The organism is Streptomyces sp. NPDC001914 (assembly GCF_042891215.1).
Lineage (GTDB): Bacteria > Actinomycetota > Actinomycetes > Streptomycetales > Streptomycetaceae > Streptomyces.
In genome coordinates, this window is the sequence record NZ_JBIASW010000006.1 from 385,598 (window position 1) to 408,915 (window position 23,318).

General features: G+C 70.2%; 20 protein-coding genes. 8 read left to right on the forward strand and 12 right to left on the reverse strand.

The annotated features are described in order from the left end of the window. Positions 1 to 60: 60 nt before the first annotated feature. Positions 61 to 1,449: a pitrilysin family protein gene (locus ACFYYF_RS19885; protein ID WP_361693105.1), complete on the reverse strand. Its 1,389-nt coding sequence runs from the start codon at positions 1,447 to 1,449 to the stop codon at positions 61 to 63. Beyond that, positions 1,446 to 2,810, reverse strand: coding sequence for a M16 family metallopeptidase (locus ACFYYF_RS19890; protein ID WP_388777590.1), 1,365 nt, complete (start codon positions 2,808 to 2,810; stop codon positions 1,446 to 1,448). The genes ACFYYF_RS19885 and ACFYYF_RS19890 overlap by 4 nt, the downstream gene beginning before the upstream one ends. A 388-nt stretch (positions 2,811 to 3,198) precedes the next feature. On the opposite strand from ACFYYF_RS19890, the gene ACFYYF_RS19895 reads away from it, so the two are divergent. Then, positions 3,199 to 5,658: a DNA topoisomerase IV subunit A gene (locus tag ACFYYF_RS19895; protein WP_361693101.1), complete on the forward strand. Its 2,460-nt coding sequence runs from the start codon at positions 3,199 to 3,201 to the stop codon at positions 5,656 to 5,658. 73 nt (positions 5,659 to 5,731) lie between these two features. Here ACFYYF_RS19895 and ACFYYF_RS19900 read toward each other — a convergent pair whose 3' ends face one another. After that, entirely contained in the window at positions 5,732 to 6,862 is a 1,131-nt protein-coding gene (locus ACFYYF_RS19900; protein ID WP_388777383.1) for a CobW family GTP-binding protein, read from the reverse strand. 322 nt (positions 6,863 to 7,184) lie between these two features. Here ACFYYF_RS19900 and ACFYYF_RS19905 point away from each other — a divergent pair, with 322 nt between their 5' ends. Together ACFYYF_RS19905 and ACFYYF_RS19910 are read left to right on the forward strand one after the other, a co-directional pair. After that, positions 7,185 to 7,685, forward strand: a complete 501-nt coding sequence (locus ACFYYF_RS19905; RefSeq protein ID WP_388777386.1) for a DUF6082 family protein — start codon at positions 7,185 to 7,187, stop codon at positions 7,683 to 7,685. 348 nt (positions 7,686 to 8,033) lie between these two features. Next, positions 8,034 to 8,270: a hypothetical protein gene (locus tag ACFYYF_RS19910; RefSeq protein WP_388777388.1), complete on the forward strand. Its 237-nt coding sequence runs from the start codon at positions 8,034 to 8,036 to the stop codon at positions 8,268 to 8,270. Positions 8,271 to 8,492: 222 nt separating this feature from the next. Here ACFYYF_RS19910 and ACFYYF_RS19915 read toward each other — a convergent pair whose 3' ends face one another. Then, positions 8,493 to 9,692: a citrate synthase gene (locus tag ACFYYF_RS19915; protein WP_388777391.1), complete on the reverse strand. Its 1,200-nt coding sequence runs from the start codon at positions 9,690 to 9,692 to the stop codon at positions 8,493 to 8,495. 97 nt (positions 9,693 to 9,789) lie between these two features. Here ACFYYF_RS19915 and ACFYYF_RS19920 point away from each other — a divergent pair, with 97 nt between their 5' ends. The 4 genes from ACFYYF_RS19920 (at position 9,790) to ACFYYF_RS19935 (ending at position 14,745) form a co-directional block, all read left to right on the forward strand. Next, on the forward strand, positions 9,790 to 11,049 hold the full coding sequence (locus ACFYYF_RS19920) for a citrate synthase (RefSeq protein ID WP_388777393.1): 1,260 nt from the start codon (positions 9,790 to 9,792) through the stop codon (positions 11,047 to 11,049). A gap of 164 nt (positions 11,050 to 11,213) precedes the next feature. Continuing rightward, a complete protein-coding gene (locus tag ACFYYF_RS19925) occupies positions 11,214 to 12,158 on the forward strand; it encodes a sucrase ferredoxin (RefSeq protein ID WP_388777396.1) in 945 nt (314 codons plus the stop codon). 167 nt (positions 12,159 to 12,325) lie between these two features. Then, positions 12,326 to 14,068 carry an ATP-binding protein gene (locus ACFYYF_RS19930; protein ID WP_388777399.1) on the forward strand — a complete coding sequence of 581 codons (1,743 nt, stop codon included), beginning with the start codon at positions 12,326 to 12,328 and terminating at the stop codon, positions 14,066 to 14,068. Beyond that, positions 14,065 to 14,745 (forward strand): response regulator, encoded by a 681-nt coding sequence (locus ACFYYF_RS19935; RefSeq protein WP_388777401.1) that lies wholly within the window; start codon positions 14,065 to 14,067, stop codon positions 14,743 to 14,745. The genes ACFYYF_RS19930 and ACFYYF_RS19935 overlap by 4 nt, the downstream gene beginning before the upstream one ends. Before the next feature lie 105 nt (positions 14,746 to 14,850). Here ACFYYF_RS19935 and ACFYYF_RS19940 read toward each other — a convergent pair whose 3' ends face one another. The 3 genes from ACFYYF_RS19940 to ACFYYF_RS19950 all read right to left on the reverse strand — a co-directional run bounded on the left by ACFYYF_RS19940 (position 14,851) and on the right by ACFYYF_RS19950 (position 17,717). Then, the gene (locus ACFYYF_RS19940) at positions 14,851 to 15,912 is read right to left on the reverse strand and encodes an ABC transporter substrate-binding protein (protein WP_361693085.1); all 1,062 of its coding nucleotides are present in this window, start codon (positions 15,910 to 15,912) and stop codon (positions 14,851 to 14,853) included. A gap of 136 nt (positions 15,913 to 16,048) precedes the next feature. Further along, positions 16,049 to 16,912 carry an ABC transporter permease gene (locus tag ACFYYF_RS19945; RefSeq protein WP_361693083.1) on the reverse strand — a complete coding sequence of 288 codons (864 nt, stop codon included), beginning with the start codon at positions 16,910 to 16,912 and terminating at the stop codon, positions 16,049 to 16,051. After that, complete coding sequence (locus ACFYYF_RS19950) at positions 16,902 to 17,717, reverse strand: ABC transporter ATP-binding protein (RefSeq protein WP_361693081.1); 816 nt, start codon at positions 17,715 to 17,717, stop codon at positions 16,902 to 16,904. The genes ACFYYF_RS19945 and ACFYYF_RS19950 overlap by 11 nt, the downstream gene beginning before the upstream one ends. Positions 17,718 to 17,878: 161 nt before the next feature. Between ACFYYF_RS19950 and ACFYYF_RS19955 the strand changes: the two genes are divergently transcribed. Next, positions 17,879 to 18,571: a response regulator gene (locus tag ACFYYF_RS19955; protein ID WP_388777405.1), complete on the forward strand. Its 693-nt coding sequence runs from the start codon at positions 17,879 to 17,881 to the stop codon at positions 18,569 to 18,571. Between the two features lie 76 nt (positions 18,572 to 18,647). Here ACFYYF_RS19955 and ACFYYF_RS19960 read toward each other — a convergent pair whose 3' ends face one another. The 5 genes from ACFYYF_RS19960 to ACFYYF_RS19980 form a co-directional block, all read right to left on the reverse strand. Then, entirely contained in the window at positions 18,648 to 20,240 is a 1,593-nt protein-coding gene (locus ACFYYF_RS19960) for a cation acetate symporter (protein ID WP_388777408.1), read from the reverse strand. Continuing rightward, positions 20,237 to 20,725, reverse strand: coding sequence for a DUF485 domain-containing protein (locus ACFYYF_RS19965; RefSeq protein ID WP_388777410.1), 489 nt, complete (start codon positions 20,723 to 20,725; stop codon positions 20,237 to 20,239). Before ACFYYF_RS19965 ends, ACFYYF_RS19960 begins: the two co-directional genes overlap by 4 nt. A 105-nt stretch (positions 20,726 to 20,830) precedes the next feature. Next, positions 20,831 to 21,517, reverse strand: a complete 687-nt coding sequence (locus tag ACFYYF_RS19970; protein WP_388777411.1) for a response regulator — start codon at positions 21,515 to 21,517, stop codon at positions 20,831 to 20,833. Beyond that, positions 21,514 to 22,665 carry a sensor histidine kinase gene (locus ACFYYF_RS19975; protein ID WP_388777414.1) on the reverse strand — a complete coding sequence of 384 codons (1,152 nt, stop codon included), beginning with the start codon at positions 22,663 to 22,665 and terminating at the stop codon, positions 21,514 to 21,516. The genes ACFYYF_RS19970 and ACFYYF_RS19975 overlap by 4 nt, the downstream gene beginning before the upstream one ends. Beyond that, a complete protein-coding gene (locus tag ACFYYF_RS19980) occupies positions 22,662 to 23,189 on the reverse strand; it encodes a DUF1453 domain-containing protein (protein ID WP_388777416.1) in 528 nt (175 codons plus the stop codon). The genes ACFYYF_RS19975 and ACFYYF_RS19980 overlap by 4 nt, the downstream gene beginning before the upstream one ends. Between the last annotated feature and the right edge of the window lie 129 nt (positions 23,190 to 23,318).

The window sequence follows — 23,318 nt, forward strand, 5'->3', positions numbered from 1 at the left end:
TGTAAAGGAAAGGCCCTGACGGCTCTTCAGCCGTCAGGGCCCTCTCGTGTCGCACGGGTTCTACTCGGCGGCCACCACGGTGACTTCACCGATTCCGAGGGCCCTCACCGGGTCCGCGATCTGCGCCGCGTCGCCGACCAGGACGGTCACCAGACGGTCCGTCGGGAAGGCGCTCACGGCCGCCGCGGTGGCCTCCACGGTGCCGGTGGCGGCCAGTTGCCGGTAGAGCGTCGCCTGGTAGTCGTCCGGCAGGTACTGCTCGACCTGGTCCGCGAGCGTGCTCGCGACGGCCGCGGCCGTCTCGAACTTGAGGGGCGCGACGCCCACCAGGTTCTGCACGGCCACGTCCCGCTCGGTGTCGGTCAGGCCCTCGGCCGCGAGGGTGCGCAGCACCGTCCACAGGTCGTCGAGCGCCGGCCCGGTGTTGGGGGTGTCGACGGAGCCGCTGATGGCGAGCATCGCGGCGCCCGTGCCGTCCGGCGCGGAGCGCAGGACCTGCCCGAACGCCCGCACGCCGTAGGTGTAGCCCTTCTCCTCGCGCAGGACGCGGTCCAGGCGCGAGGTGAGGGTGCCGCCGAGGCAGTAGGTGCCGAGGACCTGTGCGGGCCACACACGGTCGTGCCGGTCGGCTCCGACGCGGCCGATGAGGAGCTGTGTCTGGACGGCTCCGGGGCGGTCGACGATGATCACGCGGCCGGTGTCGTCGGCGCTCACCGGCGGCACGGGACGCGGCTCGGCGGACGAGCCGGTCCAGGAGCCGAGCGTGTCGGCGAGCAGCTCGTCGAGATCGACACCCGTCAGGTCGCCGACGACGACCGCGGTGGCCGTGGCGGGGCGCACGTGCTTCTCGTAGAAGGCGCGCACACCCGACGCGTCGATGCTCCGGACCGTCTCCTCGGTGCCCTGACGGGGGCGCGACATGCGCGCGCTCGCCGGGAACAGCTCCTTGGAGAGCTCCTTGGCCGCACGACGGGCCGGGTTCGCCGTCTCGTGCGGGATCTCGTCCAGCCGGTTGGTCACCAGCCGCTCGACCTCGCTGTCCGCGAACGCGGGGGCCCGCAGCGCGTCCCCGAGCAGGCCGAGCGCCTTGGCCAGGCGCGAGACGGGCACTTCGAGCGACAGCCGTACGCCGGGGTGGTCGGCGTGCGCGTCGAGCGTGGCGCCGCAGCGTTCCAGCTCGGCGGCGAAGTCCTCGGCCGAGTGCTTGTCGGTGCCCTCGGAGAAGGCGCGCGCCATGATCGTGGCGATGCCGTCCAGGCCCGCCGGCTCGGCGTCCAGCGGCGCGTCGAGGATCACCTCGACGGCGACGACCTGCTGGCCGGGGCGGTGGCAGCGCAGCACGGTCAGACCGTTGTCCAGGGTGCCGCGCTCGGGAGCGGGGAACGCCCACGGCTTCGGCTGGCCGGCCTGGGGCTGCGGGTGGAAGTCCATGGTGGCGAGCTCGGTCACTTCGCCGCCTCCTCGTCGGTCTCGTCTGTCTCGTCGGCGGAGCCGGCCGCGTCCGCGGCCTCGGCGGTGGTCGGTTCGTAGACGAGCACCGCGCGGTTGTCGGGGCGCAGGCGGGCCTTGGCGGCCTCCTGGACCTCCTCCGCCGTGACGTCGAGGACGCGCTGCACGGCGGTCAGGGCGAGCTGCGGGTCGCCGAACAGGACGGCGTAGCGGCACAGTTCGTCGGCGCGGCCGGCGACGGTGCCGAGCCGGTCGAGCCATTCGCGCTCCAACTGGGCCTGCGCGCGCTCCATTTCTTCGGCCGTGGGGCCCTCCTCGGCGAACCGGGCGAGCTCCTCGTCGACCGCGGCCTCGATGACCGGGACCTCGACGTCGCCGGACGTCTTCACGTCCAGCCAGCCCAGGGAGGGCGCTCCGGCGAGGCGCAGCAGGCCGAACCCGGCCGCGACGGCGGTGCGGTCACGGCGGACGAGCCGGTTGTAGAGCCGGGAGGACTCGCCGCCGCCGAGGACGGTGAGCGCGAGGTCGGCCGCGTCGCACGCGCGCGTGCCGTCCTCCGGGAGGCGGTAGGCGGCCATCAGGGCGCGCGCCGGGACGTCCTCCTCGACGACCTCGCGGATCTGCTCACCGATGATCTCGGGCAGCGAGCCGTCCCGCGGGGCCGGCTTGCCGTCGTGCCCGGGGATGGAGCCGAAGTACTTCTCGACCCAGGCGAGCGTCTGCTCCGGATCGATGTCGCCGACGACCGACAGGACCGCGTTGTTGGGCGCGTAGTTGGTGCGGAAGAACGCGCGGGCGTCCTCCAGGGTGGCCGCGTCCAGGTCCGCCATCGACCCGATCGGGGTGTGGTGGTACGGGTGCCCCTCGGGGTACGAGAGCGCGGTGAGCTTCTCGAAGGCGGTGCCGTACGGGACGTTGTCGTACCGCTGGCGGCGCTCGTTCTTCACGACGTCGCGCTGGTTCTCCATGGACTCGTCGTCCAGCGCCGCGAGCAGCGATCCCATGCGGTCGGCCTCCAGCCAGAGGGCGAGCTCCAGCTGGTGGGCGGGCATGGTCTCGAAGTAGTTGGTGCGCTCGAAACTCGTCGTGCCGTTGAGCGAGCCGCCGGCGCCCTGGACGAGTTCGAAGTGGCCGTTGCCGTGGACCTGCTTGGACCCCTGGAACATCAGGTGCTCGAAGAGGTGGGCGAGTCCGGTCCGGCCCTTGACCTCGTGGCGCGAGCCGACGTCGTACCAGAGGCACACCGCCGCGACCGGGGTCAGATGGTCCTCGGAGAGCACCACGCGCAGGCCGTTGGCCAGGCGGTGCTCGGTCGCTGTCAGGCCGCCGGAGCCTGCCTCAGCTGTGGCCGTGTGACCCATGGGCATGTACGTCCCTTCGATCGCGGAACTACGTCATTCCTGTCGGTCCTGCCACTGTATGCAAGCGCGCGGACGCCTGGCGAAGTTCCCGCACCTCGTACGCCGAGAGCGAGACTCGTGCGTGTACCCGGCGCGCCCGGGGAAGCCCTCCGGGTACCGCCGCGAACCCCCCTCGGGGGCCGCCGGGCACCGGCCGGACCCGCTCGGGGACCGCCCGCGCGTCCGGCCCGGACGGCCGCCCGGAAGCCGCTGCGCAGACGCCCGCGGAGCCTGCCGCGGGGGCGCAATGGACGGGTCGCGGTCGGGGTTGTCAGTGGGGCGGTCCACAATGGTGCGCGTCAGCACCCGTTCATGCCCCGGCAGAGACTGTGAAGGAGCCGCAGCAGCGATGGCCCGCCGCAGCACGAAGACCCCGCCGCCCGACGACTCGTACGAGGAGAAGATCCTCGACATCGACGTCGTGGACGAGATGCAGGGCTCCTTCCTCGAATACGCGTACTCGGTCATCTACTCGCGAGCCCTGCCGGACGCCCGGGACGGCCTGAAGCCGGTCCACCGCCGCATCGTGTACCAGATGAACGAGATGGGCCTGCGCCCCGAGCGCGGCTATGTGAAGTGCGCCCGTGTCGTCGGCGAGGTCATGGGTAAGCTGCACCCGCACGGCGACGCATCGATCTACGACGCCCTGGTGCGTCTGGCGCAGCCCTTCTCCATGCGTCTGCCCCTGGTCGACGGCCACGGGAACTTCGGCTCCCTCGGCAACGACGACCCGCCGGCCGCCATGCGGTACACCGAAGCCCGCATGGCCGACGCGACGTCGCTGATGACGGAGTCGATCGACGAGGACACCGTCGACTTCACGCCCAACTACGACGGCCAGGAGCAGGAGCCGGTGGCCCTCCCGGCCGCCTTCCCGAACCTCCTGGTCAACGGCTCGTCGGGCATCGCCGTCGGCATGGCCACGAACATGCCGCCGCACAACCTCGGCGAGGTCATCGCCGCCGCCCGGCACCTCATCCGCTACCCGGGCGCCGACCTCGAGACGCTGATGAAGCACGTCCCGGGACCCGACCTGCCCACCGGCGGCCGGATCGTCGGCCTCTCCGGGATCAGGGACGCCTACGAGTCGGGCCGCGGCACGTTCAAGATCCGCGCCACGGTCTCGGTGGAGGACGTCACCGCGCGCCGCAAGGGCCTCGTCGTCACCGAACTGCCCTTCACCGTCGGTCCGGAGAAGGTGATCTCCAAGATCAAGGACCTGGTCGGCTCGAAGAAGCTCCAGGGCATCGCCGACGTCAAGGACCTCACCGACCGCGCGCACGGCCTGCGTCTGGTCATCGAGATCAAGAACGGCTTCGTGCCGGAGGCGGTCCTCGAACAGCTCTACAAGCTGACGCCGATGGAGGAGTCCTTCGGCATCAACAACGTGGCCCTGGTGGACGGCCAGCCGCTCACCCTGGGCCTCAAGGAGCTGCTGGAGGTCTATCTCGACCACCGCTTCGACGTCGTGCGCCGCCGCAGCGAGTTCCGCCGCGGCAAGAAGCGCGACCGGCTGCACCTGGTCGAGGGTCTCCTCGTCGCCCTCCTGGACATCGACGAGGTCATCCGCCTCATCCGCTCCAGCGACAACTCGGCGCAGGCCAAGGAGCGGCTGATCGAGCGCTTCTCCCTCTCCGAGATCCAGACCCAGTACATCCTCGACACGCCGCTGCGCCGCCTGACCCGGTTCGACCGGATCGAGCTGGAGTCGGAGCGCGACCGCCTCAACGGCGAGATCGACGAGCTGACCGGCATCCTGGAGTCGGACGCCGAGCTGCGCAAGCTGGTCTCCGGCGAACTGGCCGCGGTGGCCAAGAAGTTCGGCACGGACCGGCGCACGGTGCTCCTGGAGTCCGCGGGCGCCCCCGCCGCGACCGTCTCGCTCCAGGTCGCCGACGACCCGTGCCGCGTCCTGCTGTCCTCCACGGGGCTGCTGGCGCGCACGGTGACCGCCGAGGCCTTCGGGCAGGACCCGGACGCCAAGCGCACCAAGCACGACGTGATCGTCTCCGCGGTGCCGGCGACGGCGCGCGGCGAGATCGGCGCGGTCACGTCCCTGGGCCGCCTCCTGCGCCTGAACGTGATCGACCTCCCGCAGCTCCCCGAGACGGCGTCCGCGCCGAACCTCTCGGGGGGTGCCCCGGTCTCGGAGTTCCTGTCCTCCCTCGAACCGGACGAGACCGTGGTCTGCCTGACGACGCTCGACGAGACGTCGCCCGGCCTGGCCATCGGCACGGAGCAGGGTGTCGTCAAGCGTGTGGTGCCCGACTACCCCTCGAACAAGGAGGAGTTGGAGGTCATCACACTCAAGGACGGCGACCGGATCGTCGGCGCCGTCGAGCTGCGCACCGGCGAGGAGGACCTGGTCTTCATCACGGACGACGCCCAGCTCCTGCGCTACCAGGCGTCCCAGGTGCGCCCGCAGGGCCGCGCCGCGGGCGGCATGGCGGGCATCAAGCTGACCGACGGCGCGAAGGTGATCTCGTTCACCGCGGTCGACCCGGCGGTCGACGCGGTGGTCTTCACGGTCGCGGGTTCACGCGGGACGCTGGACGACTCCGTCCAGACCACGGCCAAGCTCACGCCGTTCGACCAGTATCCGCGCAAGGGCCGGGCCACGGGCGGTGTGCGCTGCCAGCGGTTCCTGAAGGGCGAGGACTGCCTGTCGCTGGCCTGGGCCGGTCCGGTTCCGGGGCGGGCGGCACAGAAGACCGGCATGCCGGTCGACCTGCCGGAGATCGACCCGCGCCGTGACGGCTCGGGCGTGTCGCTGGGCAAGCCGGTGTCGGTGGTGGCCGGACCGGTGTAGCCCGCGGTCAGCCCTCCGGGCCGGGTGCGGGCTGCAGGCCGGGTGCGGGCTGCGGGCCGGGTGCGGCCCGCGGTCAGCCCTCCGGGCTGGGCTCCGGCTCCTGTACGTAGCGGAGGACGCCCCACATGCTGTGTTCGTCGGCGTGCGGGGCGTCCTCTTTGCATGCCTCCAGCTCCTTGGCCAGCGCCACCGTGTCGATGCCGGAGCCGATGAGGACGAGCTGGGTGAGCCTGTCGTCCGCGTCGGGCCAGGGCTCCGGATAGAAGCGCAGGAACCGGCCGACGGCATGCACCGCGTACCGGTTGCGGAGGTCCTGGACGCCGAAGTCGACGTATCCCTTGATCCGGTAGAGCCCTTCGGGCCTGCTGTCGAGGAAGGCCATCAACTGCCGTGGCCCGAGGGGCACTTCGGAGGTGAAGGAGAGGGAGTCGTAGGCGGAGTGCAGGTGGCCGAGGTGGTCGTGATCCGTGCGGCCCCGCTCTTGGTCGCCCTCTCCCGGATACCCGTCACCGCTGTGGCCGCCGTTGCCTCCATCCCCGTCGCCATCGCCGTCGTACCGATGGAGATCGTCGAAGGACAGTTGCCCGATGCGTTCCTCGCTGGGCCGGCAGTCGAAGAGGAACTCCGGATCGACACGGCCGTAGGTGGCGGGGACGACCGCGGCCGCGTCGGCGAGGTCCCGGACGACACTCAGGACGCATCCGGCGTCCTCGGCCCGGTCGATCTTGTTGACGACCACGAGATCGGCGAGGGCGAGGTGCCGGTCGATCTCGGGATGCTTCTCGCGCGTGCCGGCGAACTCGGCCGCGTCGACGACCTCGACGAGGCCTCCGTACACGATGCCCGGGTGCTCACTGGCGAGCACCATGCGCACGAGTTCCTGGGGTTCGGCGAGCCCGCTCGCCTCGATGACGATGACATCGATCCTGGCGGAGGGTTGAGCGAGCCGGTCCAGATATTGATCAAGTTCACTGACGTCGACCACACAGCACAGGCATCCGTTGCCCAGCGAGACCGTGGAGTCGCCGAGTGCTCCGGCCACCGCCATGGCGTCGATCTCGATCGCGCCGAAGTCGTTGACGACGGCTCCGATGCGGCTGCCACCACTGCGGTGCAGGAGGTGGTTGAGCAGTGTGGTCTTGCCGGAGCCGAGGAAGCCGGCGAGAACGATGACCGGGATCTGGCGGCTACTCGACCGACTCACCACGCGCCCTCTCTGAACCAGTGCGCACACCGGCTCACGGGACCGGCGCTCACGCGGAGACTGAATGCCAACACAGCATACGAGGGGGGAAACACCCCCGAAGTGAACGATTGTTAGCGGCGCTCGCGGGGCACACGTTGGACATGGCGCCGGTGAATGTGACCCGCACATCCCTCCGTGCGCCTCCTCTCCGCCTCCCTGCCGATCAGAGCCGCTCGGCAACACTGGGAGACGGCAAGCGCGCCGCCCACCGCTCGCCGGTCCGCTCCCTGTCGCCCCACAACCGACGACCGGCGGACGGTCGCCTGATTCGGGGGTTGACATGGCCACACAGATTTCCGCGATACGGAGGCTCGGCTCAGCCGCGCGGGCAGGGCTCGGGGCCGCGGCGACCGCCATCGCGGAACGAAGCACACGTCAGCGCCGACGCGCCGTGCTGACCGAGCAGCACCGCCTCCATTTCGATCTTCTGTGCAAGGCCATGGACGATCCCGCCCTCGCCGCGGTCCTCAACACCTACGAAACCGAGATCGGCCCCGAGAAGCAGCGCCAGTACCTCTTCGCGAACGCCCTTTACATCAACGCCCTGTACTTCCATCGGATCGGGGCACTTACGCGCGCGGAGCTCCACGGGCACTTCCGGATCATGTGCCAGAACCCGGTTTTCCGTGAGTACTGGGAGGCGACGGAGCACCACCGCAAGAGCCTGCCCGAATCCTCCGATGAGGCCCAACTAGGCCGAATGATGGACACTCTGATTCAGGATCAGGCGGATGCCGACGCCGATGAGTGGTGGGTCGTGGGGGAGCCGGACGAGGGATAGCCCTGACACGCCTGGATCGCACCGGTAGCCTCGCACGCGGGGGCCGAGCCTCGCACGCCCCTCCCACACTCTTGTACGCCAAATACCACGTACCACCCACATACCACCCCTGGTCCAGCAAGCCTGTCCAGATTCACTCGACCGCTTGCCTAGCTTCACACCCAGGAGACAGCAGAAACCGCTAGCGTTAACGCCTGCTCAGACCTCTGAGCGCTCCGGTCGATCACCCCTGCCCGGAGTTCTGCCTCCGACATTCACCAGTGCTCGGAGTGCCTCACTCCGAGGGAACCGGCGCTCGGAATATGGTCATTTTTCTACGATTTCCGAGCCATAGATTGGTACAACTCCGTGAAGATCGTGCGACGTGTCGGGGCTACTCCACGCGAGCGCGGCAGCGCTACGGGCCAGTCCTGCCCCGACATCTTCGAGCTCAGTGACGGCAGCTTCGCCGTCATCGGGCGCGAGGCCACCAAGGAGCTCGACCCCGAGCTCCCGCCCGACGCCGCACGGGCAGACTACGAGCGAATCGTCGTCATCACGCGCGAAACCCTATTGCGCGCCAAGAAGGACATCCCGGACGCCTGACGCCCGGAGCACGGCTCATTCACGGAGCGGCGAGAATCTGACGGCCCGACAGTGAACCGACCGATACACGCTTTCAGCCCTCTTTGATTGCCTTCATACTCTTCGTTTTCACCTCGACACTATCCTTCCGACCACGGGGCCGAGCCCGGCATCATCGCGGTGCCGGGCCCTTGACGTGCGGCCCAGCGACCTGGTCGCCCGCACAGTCACCGTCGGCCGGCGTCAGGCAGCGGACGGCACCGCCACCGGTGCAGACGGGCCCACATAGCGAGCCGCCGGGCGGATGATTTTCGAGTCCTGGGACTGTTCCATGATGTTCGCGCTCCAGCCGACCACGCGGGCGGCGGCGAACGTGGGGGTGAACATCTCCCGGGGCAGTCCGCAGAGTTCCATGACCACGCCGGCGTAGAACTCCACGTTGGTGTGCAGCTCCCGGCCCGGCTTGAGTTCGGCCAGGATCGCCTCCACCTGTCGTTCCACTTCGACCGCGAACTCCACGAGCGGGCCGCCGAACCCCTGAGCCATCTCGCGGAGCATCCGCGAGCGCGGGTCCTCGGTGCGGTAGACGGGGTGCCCGAAACCCATGATGCGTTCCCCTGCGAGGACGCGTTCGCGGATCCAGGGGTCGATGCGGTCGGGGGTCCCGATGGCGTCGAGGGTGTCCAGGGCACGGCTGGGAGCGCCTCCGTGGAGCGGCCCGGAGAGAGCCCCGACCGCCCCCACGAGGCAGGCCGCCACATCCGCACCGGTGGAAGCGATCACCCGCGCCGTGAACGTTGATGCATTGAACCCGTGGTCAATGGTTGAGATGAGGTATTGCTCGACTGCACGGGCGCGGGCGGCGCCCGGCTCCGAACCCGTCAACATGTACAGGTAGTTGGCGGCGTACCCCAGGTCCTCACGCGGCTCGACAGGATCCAGCCCCTGCCCGATCCGGTACAGCGCGGTGAGCAGGGTCGGCACCGCCGCCGTCGCCGCAAGGCCGTCGTCACGGCGGCGCCCGGCGTCGATGTCGTACACCGGACGGAACCCCAGCGAGGCTCCGAGCAGCGACAAGGCGGTGCGCAGTCCGGCCAGGGGTCCTGACGCCCCGGTCGCCGCCGCGATGGCGGGCAGTGCGGCTCGTACGTCGTCCGGCAGCCGGCGCAGCCGCGCGGTCCGCTCGGTGAAGGCGGCGCGGCGGGCCTCGTCGGGCAGCTCGCCGTGGGCCAGCAGATGCCAGACCTCCTCGAAGCCGCAGGACCGCGCGAGGTCGACGGCCGAGTACTGGCGGTAGTGGTAGAAGCCCTCCAGCCCCCTGACGTCACCCAGCTCGGTGTCGGTGACGACGACGCCGGCGAGACCGCGCGGGACATCGGCAGGCACTTGTGCAGCCGCATGGGCAGCACTGGACGCAGTGGACGCGGCTTGGTTGATCGGCATGTTTCCTCCCTGGACTTGATTCGACTGTCCATGCTTGACTCTAAGACTGTCAATATTGATTCGATCAATATGCTGATCCATAGATACGGTGGCGCTCATGAGGGATCGAGAAGCGGCAGGACCTGCACACGAGGGCCGACGGCTCAGCACCAAGGAGACCGCCGAACTGCTCGGCGTGAAGCCCGAGACCGTGTACGCGTATGTGAGCCGCGGTCAGCTCAGCAGCAGGCGGGAGCCGGGAGGGCGTGGCAGCACGTTCGACCCGAAGGAGGTCGAGGCCCTCGCCCGGCGCAACCGGCGTGAGGGCGGCGGCAGTTCGGGCGGTGGCGGCGAGCTCTCCGTCCGCACCAGCATCACGTTGATCGACAAGGACCGGTACTACTTCCGTGGCGTCGACGCGACGGAACTGGCCGCGCGGTACTCCTTCGAGGAGATCGCCGAATGGCTGTGGACCGGCGAACTGCGCCCCGGCGTCACGTTCACCGCCCCCGAGGCAGCCGTGGCGGCCGCCCGGCGCAGTGTCGACGCGCTGCCCGAGCACAGCGGCCCGACCGACCGGCTGCGCGTCGCGGCGATCGCCGCGGCGGCCTCCGACCCGCTGCGCTTCGACCTCTCCGAGAGCGCCGTACTCGGCACCGGGCGCACCCTCATCCCCACCCTCGTCGCCGCGCTTCCGACCGTGCGGCACGATCACCGTGACGTAGGCCCACTGGCCCACCGGCTGTGGGCACGGCTCAGCGGACGCACTCCCGACGATCCGTCACTGCGCGTGCTGGACACGGCACTCGGGCTGCTCGTCGACCACGACCTGGCCGCCTCGACACTGGCGGTCCGGGTGGCGGCGTCGGCCCGCGCCCACGCCTACGCGGCCGTGTCGGCGGGCCTCGGCGTCCTCGAAGGGCCTCTGCACGGGGCTGCCAGCGGGCTCGCGCACCGGCTGCTGCTGGACGTTCTGGACCAGGGCACCGCCGCCCCCGTGGTCGCCGACGAACTGCGCGCCGGGCGCCGTGTCCCCGGGCTCGGTCATCGGCTCTACCCGGGCGAGGACCCACGCGCGCGTGCCCTGTTCGCCCTCCTGGAGGACGTTCCCGGCGCGGAGCCCGCCCTGGCCGCCGCCCGCGACGTGGTCACCACCACCGCCCGGCACACCCCGCTGCACGCCAATGTCGATCTCGCGCTGGCCGTTCTCACCGTCTCGTCCAAGATGCCGGCCTCGGCGGGAGAGACGATCTTCGCCGTCGCCCGGACGGCGGGCTGGATCGCCCACACCCTGGAGGAGTACGCGGAACGCCCCTTGCGGATGCGGCCGAGCGGCCACTACGTGGGCGAACGGCCGCCCCGGCCGGTCCCCCGGTAACCGGCGCGCGCCGGGCGCAGGAAATGGGCCCGTGCGCGCCCTCCAGGCGACCCTTTCCCCATCCGCGCTTCCACCCGCCCGGCTACGCGCCGGGATACCCCCTGGCGCGCCCCCTACGGACGGCGGGAAGTCGCCCCGGGCGAAGTCAGGTTAGGCTCACCTCTGTGAGTACGTGCACGACTGTGTCGCGGCAGCTCGACGAGCCGTTTTCCGGAACCGCGGCCACTGCGAGGACATGGCTGCTCATCGAGCAGCCCGGACCCTGGGGTGCCAAGGCGCTCACTTCGAGCCACCTGGATCCCGCGGTCGGCCGTGCCCTCGAAAGGGCGGCGGAGGCCACAGGGGTGCGGATCGCGCTCATCCGGCGCCCCGGCCGCCATGCGGACTGCGACGTGCTCGCCGAACGGCAGGTGTACGTGGCCCACACCACCCCGGGAAACGCCTGGGTGCACAGCGCCATGACGCGTGATCCCGGAGAGTTGCTCGACCTCGACTTCCCGGCCCTCGGCGCGGGTGATCCGCGCTCCTTCGACGAGGTTCTCGGGGGACGGCCGCACACCGGCGATCCGCTGGCCCTCGTGTGCACCAACGGCAAGCGCGACCGCTGCTGCGCCCTGCTCGGACGCCCCCTGGCCGCGGAACTGGCCGCCTCCGGCGTCGGAGGCATCTGGGAGGTCACTCATCTGGGTGGTCACCGGTTCTCTCCCACGGTGCTGGTCCTGCCGTACGGGTACGCGTACGGTCGTGCCGAGGCCCATGCCGTCAAGGAGATCCTCCAGGGCGTCCGGGAGGGCCGGGTCGTCACCGAGGGGTGTCGCGGGAACTCCGCCTGGGAACGTCCCGGCCAGGCCGCCGAGCTGGCCGTACGGACGGCTTCGGGCGAGCAGGCCGCCGATGTGCTGACGGTGATCCGCACCGACGGCGCCGCGCCGCGCTGGGACGTCACCGTCGCCCACTCCGACGGCCGGCTGTGGCGGGTCGTCGTCGCGCGGGGTGCCTCGCTGCCGCCCCGCCCGGAGAGCTGCGGTTCGGCACTCGGTTCACCCGCGCGGATGGACGTGGTGGCCGTCCGGCAGCTCGAGGAGACGGCTGTCGCCGTGGCCTGCTGACACCCGGCCCCAGGTTCGACCGGGCCGGAACACGGCAAACAGCACGATCAGGTACCCGCCGCGCATCCGGGCGGTGCGCTCGTCTCACGGCCGTCTCATCCATTGATCAAGAGATCCACACCACACTCTCTGTGGAGGGACACGGACGCCGCCGTACGGTCGTGGGCATGAGCCCCACTCCCCTCGCACGACGACTGCGCCTCGGTCTGCCGCGGCGGGTGTTCGCCCAAGTGATGTTGATGCAGATCGCGATCGCGGCGGGAGTGGCGGTCCTGGCCACTGGGCTGTTCCTGGCACCACTGAGCGCGCAGTTGGACGACGAGGCCATGCGGCGCGCTCTCGCGATCGCCCAGACCACGGCCGCCCAGCCGCAGATCGCCGTGGACGTCCTCGGGACGGCCCCCTCCAGGACCGGCCCCGTGCAGGCCGAGGCCGAGCGGATACGGAAGGCGAGTGACGCCGAGTACGTCGTCGTGATGGACACGCGAGGCATCCGCTGGTCGCACACGCAGCCCGCGCGGATCGGCGAACCGGTCTCGACGAGCCCGCAGCAGGCCCTGGCCGGCAGGGACGTCATGGAGATCGACACCGGAACCCTCGGGCGCTCCGCACGGGGCAAGGTGCCACTGCGTGACGCCACGGGCCGGATCGTCGGCGCGGTGTCCGTCGGGATCAAGTACGACAGTGTGCGGGCCCGGCTGATCGACGCGATCCCGGGGCTGCTCGCGTACGCGGGCGGGGCCATGGCCGTCGGTGCGCTGGCTGCCTATCTCATCTCCCGCAGGGTCCAGCGACAGACCCGTGACCTGGCCTTCTCCGACATCTCTGCGCTGCTGGAAGAGCGTGAGGCGATGCTGCACGGCATCCGGGAGGGTGTGGTCGCCCTGGACCGCGGCGGTCGCGTACGCCTGCTGAACGACGAGGCGCAGCGGCTGCTCGGCGTGGGCGCCGAGGCCGTCGGACGGCCCCTCGACGACGCGCTCGGCCCGGGTCGCACGACGGACGTGCTGGCAGGCCGCGTCACCGGCACGGACCTGCTCACCGTCCGCGGCCAGCGGGTCCTGGTCGCCAACCGGATGCCCACCGAGGACGGGGGCGCTGTCGCCACCTTGCGCGACAGGACCGAGCTGGAGCAGCTAGGCCGCGAGCTCGACTCCACGCACGGCCTGATCGACGCCCTGCGCGCACAGGACCACGAGCACGCCAACCGGATGCACACGCTCCTGGGGTTGCTCGAACTGGAGATGTACGACGACGCCATGGAGTTTGTCGGGGAGGTGGTTGGCGACCACAGGGTCACCGCGGAACAGGTCACCGAGAAGATCCACGATCCGCTGCTCGCCGCGCTCCTCGTCGGCAAGGCGACGGTTGCGGCCGAGCGGGGTGTGGCGCTGTGGATCTCGGACCGGACACTGCTGCCGGACCGGCTGGTCGACCCGCGGGGGCTCGTCACCGTCGTAGGCAACCTCGTCGACAACGCGCTGGACGCCGTCGCGGGCACGCCGCACGCGCGCGTGGAGGTCGAATTGCGCGCCGAGGGACGCACCGCCGTACTGCGGGTACGGGACACCGGGCCCGGCGTCCCCGAGGAGCGGCGGGAGCTGGTCTTCACGGACGGCTGGAGTACGAAGCAGCCGCCGGCTCACGGCAAGCGCGGCATCGGGCTCTCCTTGGTGCGGCGCCTCGCCGAGCGGCAAGGAGGCAGCGCGGAGGTGACCGACGCTGAAGGCGGCGGCGCGGAGTTCACGGTCGTCCTGCCGGAGGCGCTGACGGACCCGTCGTTGGCCTCGGAGGACGCCATCGGAGAATCCCGGTACACGGAAGGCACAGGCGCCGCCAGGAACACCTGGAATGCCGAGAACACCGGGGACGGCCGGCACGCCGGAGACCGCGACGGGGAGTCGGAATGATCGACGTCCTGGTCGTGGACGACGACACGCGGGTCGCGCGCGTCAACGCCGCCTATGTGGAGAGGGTGCCGGGCTTCCGTGTCGCGGGGCAGGCGCACAGCGCGGCCGAGGCGCTGCTCCGGATCGAGGAACTGCCGCATCCGGACCTGGTCCTCATGGACCACCATCTGCCGGACGATTCCGGTCTCGCGGTCGTCCAGGAGATGCGTCGGCGGGGTCATCAGATCGACGTGATCATGGTGACCGCCGCGCGAGACCTCGCGACCGTCCGGGCGGCGTTGCGGCAGGGCGTACTTCACTACCTGGTCAAGCCGTTCTCGTACGCCGGACTGCGGGACAAACTGGAGGCGTACGCCGATCTGCGACGCGCGCTCGACCGCGGCGGCATGGCCGAGCAGTCGGATGTGGACCTGATCTTCGGGACGCTCGCGGCGGGTGCGGTGCCCGACCTGCCCACGGGGCACTCCCCCGCGACGGCCGAACTCGTACGGCGCGCGCTGCTGAACGCCGAGGGCTCGCTGTCGGCCCAGGAGGTAGCGGCGGAGACCGGACTGAGCCGGCAGACCGCGCAGCGCTATCTGAAGCTCCTGGAGCGTACGGGGCAGGCGTGTCTGACCCTCCGCTACGGCGACGCGGGGCGCCCGGAGCACCGCTATGTACGGTCAACCCGCGGCTGAGGTTCTGGCCGGAGCCGCAACGGCCGCCCCGTCGCGTGGACGACCGGCGGGGGAGCACGGTCGTACACGCGGCGGGGCGGCTCTGTGCCTTCTCGGCGGGGAGGGTCAGCCGGCCGCCTTCTTCACGAACTCCGTGGTGTACGTCTTGCTCAGGTCCACATCGGCGTTCTTGATGTTCGGGTTGAACGCCTTGAGGACCTTCTCGACGGTCTCGGGGCCGTTCTCGGGCATCACGCCGTCCTCGGTGAACATGGGCAGCGTGCTCCCGATCGCCCCCGCGTACAGCGTCTGGTTTCCCTGGGAGTAGTCGGCGGGCATCTTGGCGGCGATCTCCGAGGCGCTGTGATCCGCCATCCATCGGAGGGTCTTCACGAAGGCGTTGGCCAGCTTCTGGACCGTCTCCTTGTGACCGTTGACCCAGTCCGTCTGCATGTACAGACTTGACGACGGGTACGGCCCGCCGAGCGCCTTCTGTGAGCCCTCGGGCGTGCGCATGTCGATGAGAACCTTGCCGAGGTTCTTCTCCATGACCGTGGCGACGGTGGGGTCCGTCGTCATGCCGCCGTCGATGGCGCCCTTCTCGAGGGCGGAGACGAACGTCGGTCCCGCGCCGACGGCGACCGGAGTGAACTCGCTGACCTTCACGCCGTTCTTGACGGCGAGGTACTTCGTCAGGAAGTCGGTCGAGGAGCCGAGCCCGGTGACGCCGAGCTTCCTGCCCTTGAAGTCCTTGGGTGAGGTGATCTCACCCGCACGCTTGTCGGAGACGATCTCGACCTCGCCCGGCGCGTGGGAGAACTGCACGACGGACTCGACCGCCTTGCCCTTGGTCTGGAGGTCGAGTGTGTGGTCGTAGAAGCCGACGGCTCCCTGGACCTGTCCCGAGACGAGTGCCGTCTCGGCCTGGACACCGGCGGGTTCACTGAGGAGTTCGACGTTCAGACCCTCGTCCTCGAAGTAGCCGAGCCGCTGGGTGAGCATCGCCGGCAGGTAGATGACCTTGTCGAGCCCACCGACCATGATCTTGACGTGCTCCCCCTTGCCGCCACCCCCGCCGCTGCCGGAGTCGGCCGTGGTGCTCGCCGCGTCGTTGGCGCAGGCGGTGAGCGAGGAGAGGGCGAGCAGACCGGCGGCTGCCAGCGCGGAGTATCTGGCGGTCTTGCGCATGGTGGTTCACGTCCTTGTGAAGGGAGGGAGGGAGGCCGTGCGTACGGCGGGATGGTGCGTACGGGCGAGATGGTGCGTACGGGCGGCTCGTACGTGGGTCAGAGAGAGGGCCTGCGTTGCTTGCGGGCGCGCGGGGTCAGCGGTCGGAGTCCGACGGCTTCCAGCGGAAGATGCGGCGTTCGCCGAACGTCAGCAGTCCCTCGGCGAGCAGGGCGACGACGGCGAGGATGACCATCGCCGCGTACACCCCCGCCGCGTTGAAGGTGCCCTGCGACTGCGCGACGAGCAGGCCGATGCCCTTGGTGGCCCCGATGTACTCGCCGACGATCGCGCCGATGAGCGCGAACCCGAAACTGACATGGAGGCTCGTGAAAATCCACGAGGTGGCGGACGGGATGACGACCTGCAGCGTCACCCTGCGGTCGCTCGCGCCGAGGATCCGGGCGTTGGCCACCAGGTTCCGGTCGACCTCCCGGGCGCCCTGGAAGGCGTTGAAGAACACCGGGAAGAAGACGAGCACCACGGCCGAGGCGACCTTGGACGCCGGTCCGAGCCCGAACCAGATCACGAAGATCGGTGCGAGGACGATCCTCGGTATGGAGTTGAGGACCTTGATGTATGGACCAAGGATGTCCGCGAGCAAGGTGATGCGCCCCAGCGCGATTCCGAAGAGCACGCCGGCGACCACACCGATGATCCAGCCGAGCAGCGCCTCGTGAAGCGTGTACCAGATCTGCTCGCCGAGTGAACCGAGCGCGGTCCCGTGCATCACCCAGGTCTGGATCTGCTCCCAGATCTTCGAAGGCATCGAGAAGTTGAACGGGTCGATGACCTTGGCCCGCGAGAGCACCTCCCACAGTCCGAGCACGGCGACCAGGAGCAGTACCCGGGCGGCGGCGACCACGATCTTGCGTCTGCGGGCGGCACGGGCACGGGAGTGCGCGCGGCCCGGCGTCTTGGCCGTGTCGACGACCGGAGCGCTGAGAACCTCAGGCGACATGAGCGGCACCCCTTTCGCGGGTGATGCGGACCTCTTCGCCGAGGGACTCCCAGATCTCGCGGTAGATCTCGATGAACCGCGGCTCGAGGCGCACCGATTCGACCTTGCGCGGCCGCGGCAGATCGATGTCGAAGACCTGCTTCACGGTGGCGGGGCCGGCGGTCATCACGACGACCCTGTCGGCGAGGGCGATGGACTCCTCCAGGTCGTGGGTGACGAAGACGACCGAGGCGCCCGTGCCTTCCCACAGTTCGAGCAGTTCGTCGGACATCAGCGCCCTGGTCTGCACGTCGAGCGCCGAGAAGGGCTCGTCCATCAGCAGGATCTCGGGGTCGTTGACGAAGGTGGCGGCGAGAGCGACACGCTTGCGCTGCCCACCGGAGAGCTGGTGCGGGTACCGGTCCTCGAAGGCGGCGAGCCCGACCCGGGCGAGCCATTCCCGGGCCCGTTCCTTCGCCTCGGCCTTGGGCACACCACGGAACCGGGGCCCCGCCATCACGTTGGACAGCACCGTGCGCCAGGGGAAGGTGGCGTCCTGCTGGAAGACGAAGCCGACCTTGTCTCCGACGCCGGCGACGGGCTCCCCGGCGACCAGGACCTCGCCCTCGGTGGGCTCCTCAAGACCGCTGACCAGAGTCAGCGTGGTGGACTTCCCGCAGCCGGTCGGGCCGACGACGGCCACGAACTCACCGCGGCCTACGGTCAGGTCAAGCTCCCTGACGGCTGTGTGCAAACCCCCCGACGGGGTCTTGAAGATCTTGCTCGCGCCCCGCAGCTCGATGGCGGGGCTGGTGTCTGTGCTCATGGCCGGGACCGTAGATGTGATGCGGGCCACGGCATCAGTCTTGTGGGCGCAAGGCGTTCTTCTGCTCGCAAGGGTCTGTTGTGCTCATTTTGCTCGCGCTACAACAGCGGAGCCGAAACACGGGCGCAACATACGCCCAGGCCTTGAGAGAAAGAGGCCCGATGATTGACGTCCTGGTCGTGGACGACGACTTCCGCGTCGCCGAGATCAACGCGAGGTACGTGAGCAAGGTTCCCGGATTCCGGGTGACCGCCCGCGCGCACAGTGCCGCCCAGGCTCTGGCGGCGATCGAGCGCACTCCCGTCGATCTGGTGCTGCTCGACCACTACCTGCCGGACCGGACGGGGCTCGAACTCGTCCACCGGATGCGGGAGAACGGTCAAGGCACCGACGTCATCATGATCACCGCGGCCGCCGACGTGGCCACCGTACGGGCGGCGATGCGTCTGGGTGCCCTGCACTACCTGATCAAACCGTTCACGTTCACGGCCTTGCGCACCCGCCTCGACTCGTACGCCGCGCTGCGCCGTACCGTCGAACGGGTGGGCGGCCGCGATGTGACGGGCCAGGAGCAGGTCGACCGGATCTTCGGGGCCCTGCGCACGGCCCCCGCGCCGTCCTCTCCCGGGCTGCCCAGCGGTCACTCGGAGCCGACCACGGACCTGATCTGCGATGTGCTGCACCAGGCGAGCCAGCCGTTGTCGGCCCATGAGGTGGCTTCCGAGACCGGCCTGAGCCGATCCACCGCCCAGCGCTATCTGCGGCATCTGGAACAAGCGGGACGGTTGCGCCTCTCCCTCAAGTACGGCGACACGGGGCGCCCGGAACACCGCTACGCGTGGGTGGCGCCCTGAGCCGGCACTCTCCCGACCACGGATCGCCGGAGTCGTGCCCCCTCAGGGCCGGTCGTGCGCGACGCTCGTGACCCCGTCAGACGGCCCCGGCGCCCGTGAGCGCGCGGACCTCGATCTCCGCGTGCTTGGCCTCGTCGGGCGGCTCGGCCGAGATGACGCTGCCGAGCCAGCCGGCGACGAAGCCCAGCGGAATCGACACGAGGCCCGGGTTCTGCAGCGGGAAGTACTGGAAGTCCACACCCGGGAAGAGCGATTCGGGACTGCCCGACACCACGGGCGACAGCAGCACGAGCACGATCGCCGGCACCAGGCCGCCGTACACGGCCCACACGGCTCCGCGCGTCGTGAAGGACCGCCAGAACAGGGAGTAGAGCAGCACCGGCAGGTTCGCCGAGGCGGCCACGGCGAAGGCGAGCCCGACCAGGAAGGCTACGTTGAGGTCGCGGGCGAGCAGACTGAGGCCGATGGCGATCACGCCGATGCCGACCGACGCGGCGCGCGCCACCGTGACCTCGCCGCGTGGCTTCGCGCGGCGGCGCCGCAACGAGCCGTACAGGTCGTGGGCCACGGCCGCGGAGGACGCCAGGGTGACTCCGGCGACGACCGCGAGAATGGTGGCGAAGGCGATGGCGGCGACGATCGCGAACAGGACCGTCCCTCCTGTGGAGTTGACCCCGCCGCCCAGATCCAGGGCCAGCAGCGGAACGGCGGTGTTCCCCGCGGCGTTCGATCCGCGTACCGCCTCGGGACCGACGACGGCGGCCGCGCCGAAGCCCAGCACGATCGTCATCAGGTAGAAGCCGCCGATGAGCCCGATCGACCACAGCACGGATCGCCGGGCGGCTCGCGCGGTCGGCACGGTGTAGAAGCGCGACAGGATGTGCGGCAACCCGGCGGTACCGAGCACGAGCGCGAGTCCGAGGCTCATGAAGTCGAAGCGTGCCGTCCAGTCGGCGCCGTACTTGAGCCCGGGTGCGAGAAAGTCCTTGCCGTGGCCACTGCGCCCCGCGGCGGCACGCAGCAGTTCGTTGATGTCGCCGTGGAACCGGATCAGGACCAGCACGGTGAGCGCGATGGCCCCGCCGATGAGCAGAACCGCCTTGACGATCTGGATCCAGGTGGTCGCCCGCATCCCTCCCATCGACACGTAGATCACCATGAGCGCGCCGACACCGATCACCGTCCAGTTGCGCGCCGCCTCGCTCGTGCCTCCCAGCAGCAGCGAGACGAGGCTGCCCGCGCCGACCATCTGCGCCACCAGGTACAGCACGGACACCACCACCGAGGACGTCCCGGCGGCGATCCGCACCGGCCGCTCGTCCATCCGGGCCGCGACGACGTCGGCGAGCGTGAACCGTCCGCAGTTGCGCACCAGTTCGGCGACGAGGAAGAGAACGACCAGCCAGGCCACCAGGAAGCCCACGACGTACAGCAGACCGTCGTAGCCGTACAAGGAGATAAGTCCCGTGACACCGAGGAAGGAAGCCGCCGACATGTAGTCGCCGGAGAGGGCAAAACCATTCTCCATCGGCGAGAACAACCGCCCGCCCGCGTAGAACTCCTCCGCCGAACCGTGCCGGTTGCGGCTCACCCACGTCGTGATGGCCAGCGTCACCGCGACGAACGCGCTGAACAGCAGAAGCGCCAGGGTCTGATGGTGGCCGCTCACCGCTCACCACCCCTGGCGTTCCGCGTCATCTCCTGGGTGTCCCAGCGCAGTTCGAGCGCGGCCCGGTCCCGGCGCAGCCGCGCATGGCGTGCGTACGCCCAGGCGAGCAGGAACGTCGTGAGGAACTGTCCGAGTCCCGCGAGCAGGGCCACGTTCACCGCACCGGCGACAGGACGGGCCATGAACCCCGGCGCGGTGGTCGCGGCCACCACATAACCCACATACCAGGGGAAGAAGACGGCGACGGCCGGAATCACGAACCGGCGGTACCGGCCGCGTACCTCCTGGAAGGCGGCGCTGCGCTGCACCTCCAGGTAGACGAGGGCGGCCTCGCTCGTGCCGCCTTCGTGCTCCGAGCGGGCGGCCGGCACGGTGGGAGCGAGCGCACCCGTGCCGTCCAGCTCGCCCCAGCCGGAAGCGAGCGCGTCGTACCAGGGGTCGTCGAACCGGACCTCCCCCGTGTCGCCGCCGTCGTGCTTGTCCACCGAACTCTCCTTGTCCGCGACCCGTTTCTGCCGCGTGCCCAAGGATGTGCAGATCGGAGGACTCCCCGACTCCTGTCTTCGCGCTCTTCACCCCATCAGGTGACTTCAACCCGCGGGCGGCCGTACGAGACCTTTCCCATAGGCATAACGGACCGCTTGTGCACGGTCTTTGAGACCCGCCTTCGCGAAGAGATTGTTGATGTGGGTCTTCACCGTGGCCGTGGACACATGGAGCTTGCGAGCGATCTCATGATTGCTGAAGCCCTCGGCGATCAGCACGAGAACCTCCGCCTCGCGGGAGGTGAGCCCGTCCGGGGCCTCCGGGGGCGGTGCGGGCTCCGGTTCCGGGGCCGACAGCCGCTCCAGCAGCCGTCGCTGGACGCTCGGCGAGAGCCCCGCGTCCCCGGAGAGCACGCTCTCCACGGCCCGCACGATCTCGTCGCCTCCCGCGTCCTTGGTCAGATAGCCGCGGGCGCCGGCACGCAGCGCGGGGAACAGCGACTCGTCGTCCGCGAACGTCGTGAGCACGACGACCTGGGTGCCGGGGTGCTCGGCACGGATACGCCGGGTCGCTTCGACCCCGTCACAGCGGGGCATCCGCAGATCCATCAGCACGACGTCCGGGGCGAGTTCGGCCACCAACTTCACCGCCTCGGCGCCGTCACCGGCCGCTCCGACGACCTCGATCCCGGGCAGCAGCCCCAGCAGCATCACGATGCCCTCGCGCACGACCGTCTGGTCGTCCGCGACCACGACCCGCGCCGGTCCCCTGCGCTCCTCCCGCTCGGTCATGCCGGCACCTTCAACGTCACCACGAACCCCTCCTCGTCCGGTCCGGCATCCAGCGATCCGCCGAGCAGTTCCGCCCGCTCCCGCATGCCCAGCAGACCGTACCCGGCTCCCGAACCGCCGAGTTCGCCCGGTTTTCCACCCGAATCCCGTACATCCAGCGTCACTTCGCCCTCGCCGTAGTCCAGCAGGATCTGCACCGCGGCCCCCGGAGCGTGTTTGCGTACGTTCGTCAGCGCCTCCTGCGCGACGCGGCGCACCGCCTGGGAGGCCTCCGCCGGCAGCGACCGGCGCTCACCGGTCACCGTCACACCGGCGCGGTCGGCGGTGGCCACCAGTTCGCCGAGGAAGTCCTCCAGCGGAGTCATCTCGCCCCGGAGCGCGGAGAGTGCCTGCCGGGTCTCCGCAAGCCCCTCGCGGGCCATCCCCCGTGCCGCCACCACCCGTTCGAGGACGGCCTCCCGGTCCGCTCCTCTCTCGATGAGCAGTCGGGCCGCCTCCAGATGCACGAGCTGTGCCGACAGGCTGTGGGCCAGGACGTCATGGATCTCTCTGGCTATCCGCGCTCGCTCCGCGAGGGCCGCCGACTCCGCCTCGGCCGCGCGAGCAGCGCGCTCCTGGGCCAGCAGTCGCTGCGCGCCCGCCCGTGCCTCCGCATCGAGGCGCAGCACGTATCCCGCGAGCGCCAGGCCCACGGCGGTGGCCGCGGTGGTCAGCCAGGCGTCGTCGTCGAACGCCGCGTAGGCGCCCAGCGCCACCGCCGTGACCGGCAGGGCCGCCGCGAGGGGCAGCCTTTCGATGGCGGAGACGGCGCACCCGCACAGCAGGACGAGCGCCGGGACCCGGAAGCCCGCGTGGTGCCCCGCGGCCGCGACCGCGAGGAGCAGCGCGAGCAGCACCAGGGACGGCAGCAGCCGATGCTCCAATGTCGTCCGCCAGAGTCCCCAGGCGAGGATCCCGCACAGGACGATCCCGGTGATGCCCCCGGCAAGAGCCCAGCCGTCGAGGTCCGGGTTCGTGAGTGTCGTCGCGATGAGCAGGGCCAGGACGATGACGCGGGTGACCCGGGCGAGCGTGCGGCGGGCTTTGTGCACGCCCTCGCGCGAGAGTGCTTCTCGAGAGGGCCAGCGCATCCAGGCGTTGTCCGTCACAGGCGCTCCTTCCGCAGGACGCGGCCGACACCGTCACCGTACGTCGGGCTCTGCCTCGTCACCGTCGGTCGCAGGGACTGCGCCCGACGGTTCAGGAGCCCGGAGCGGACCAGCAGGGTGGCCGCCAGGCCGAGCATCAGGGCCGAGGAGTTCTGGTGGACACCGAGCAAGGCGCCTATGCCGAACAGGCCCAGGCGCAGACAGATGCCTGCGGCCCAGACCGCCGCTCCGGCCTTGGTGGTCCTGCTCCACACGGCGCCGTCCGGCTCCGCCCATATGCGGGTCGTCCACGCCCATCCGGCTCCTATGGCCACCGCCGTCACCATTTCCGCGCCCAGGAGGAGGGACGCCTCGATCTGGTGGTGCGGGTCGATCACGCCGGGCTCGCGCAGAGCCAGGACGGCTAGGACGGCGGGCACGAGCCACCAGCGGCGGTCGGAGGCGATGCGCTGTGCGGTGAACTGGCGGGTGATCACGACTGCGGCGACGGCGAGGATCACCACGGTGTTCATGAGCCCGGGCATGCGGGGCCTCCGTGTGCGAGAGACGGGTGTCCGCAGCGAGCGCTGCCGACCCCATCGACGCTACGGACATCGCGCTCTCGGCAGATCGGCGCCGGGGTGGACCCCGGGTGGATCCTCCGTCCCCCCGCC

Excerpts from the sequence above, each read along its gene's own strand:
- ACFYYF_RS19915 (WP_388777391.1), bottom strand. The coding sequence starts at position 9,692 with ATGCCGATCAACCAAGCCGCGTCCACTGCGTCCAGTGCTGCCCATGCG.
- ACFYYF_RS19920 (WP_388777393.1), top strand. The coding sequence starts at position 9,790 with ATGAGGGATCGAGAAGCGGCAGGACCTGCACACGAGGGCCGACGGCTC.
- ACFYYF_RS19930 (WP_388777399.1), top strand. The coding sequence starts at position 12,326 with ATGAGCCCCACTCCCCTCGCACGACGACTGCGCCTCGGTCTGCCGCGG.
- ACFYYF_RS19895 (WP_361693101.1), top strand. The coding sequence starts at position 3,199 with ATGGCCCGCCGCAGCACGAAGACCCCGCCGCCCGACGACTCGTACGAG.
- ACFYYF_RS19980 (WP_388777416.1), bottom strand. The coding sequence starts at position 23,189 with ATGCCCGGGCTCATGAACACCGTGGTGATCCTCGCCGTCGCCGCAGTC.
- ACFYYF_RS19905 (WP_388777386.1), top strand. The coding sequence starts at position 7,185 with ATGGCCACACAGATTTCCGCGATACGGAGGCTCGGCTCAGCCGCGCGG.
- ACFYYF_RS19955 (WP_388777405.1), top strand. The coding sequence starts at position 17,879 with ATGATTGACGTCCTGGTCGTGGACGACGACTTCCGCGTCGCCGAGATC.
- ACFYYF_RS19940 (WP_361693085.1), bottom strand. The coding sequence starts at position 15,912 with ATGCGCAAGACCGCCAGATACTCCGCGCTGGCAGCCGCCGGTCTGCTC.
- ACFYYF_RS19935 (WP_388777401.1), top strand. The coding sequence starts at position 14,065 with ATGATCGACGTCCTGGTCGTGGACGACGACACGCGGGTCGCGCGCGTC.
- ACFYYF_RS19950 (WP_361693081.1), bottom strand. The coding sequence starts at position 17,717 with ATGAGCACAGACACCAGCCCCGCCATCGAGCTGCGGGGCGCGAGCAAG.
- ACFYYF_RS19890 (WP_388777590.1), bottom strand. The coding sequence starts at position 2,810 with ATGGGTCACACGGCCACAGCTGAGGCAGGCTCCGGCGGCCTGACAGCG.
- ACFYYF_RS19970 (WP_388777411.1), bottom strand. The coding sequence starts at position 21,517 with ATGACCGAGCGGGAGGAGCGCAGGGGACCGGCGCGGGTCGTGGTCGCG.
- ACFYYF_RS19945 (WP_361693083.1), bottom strand. The coding sequence starts at position 16,912 with ATGTCGCCTGAGGTTCTCAGCGCTCCGGTCGTCGACACGGCCAAGACG.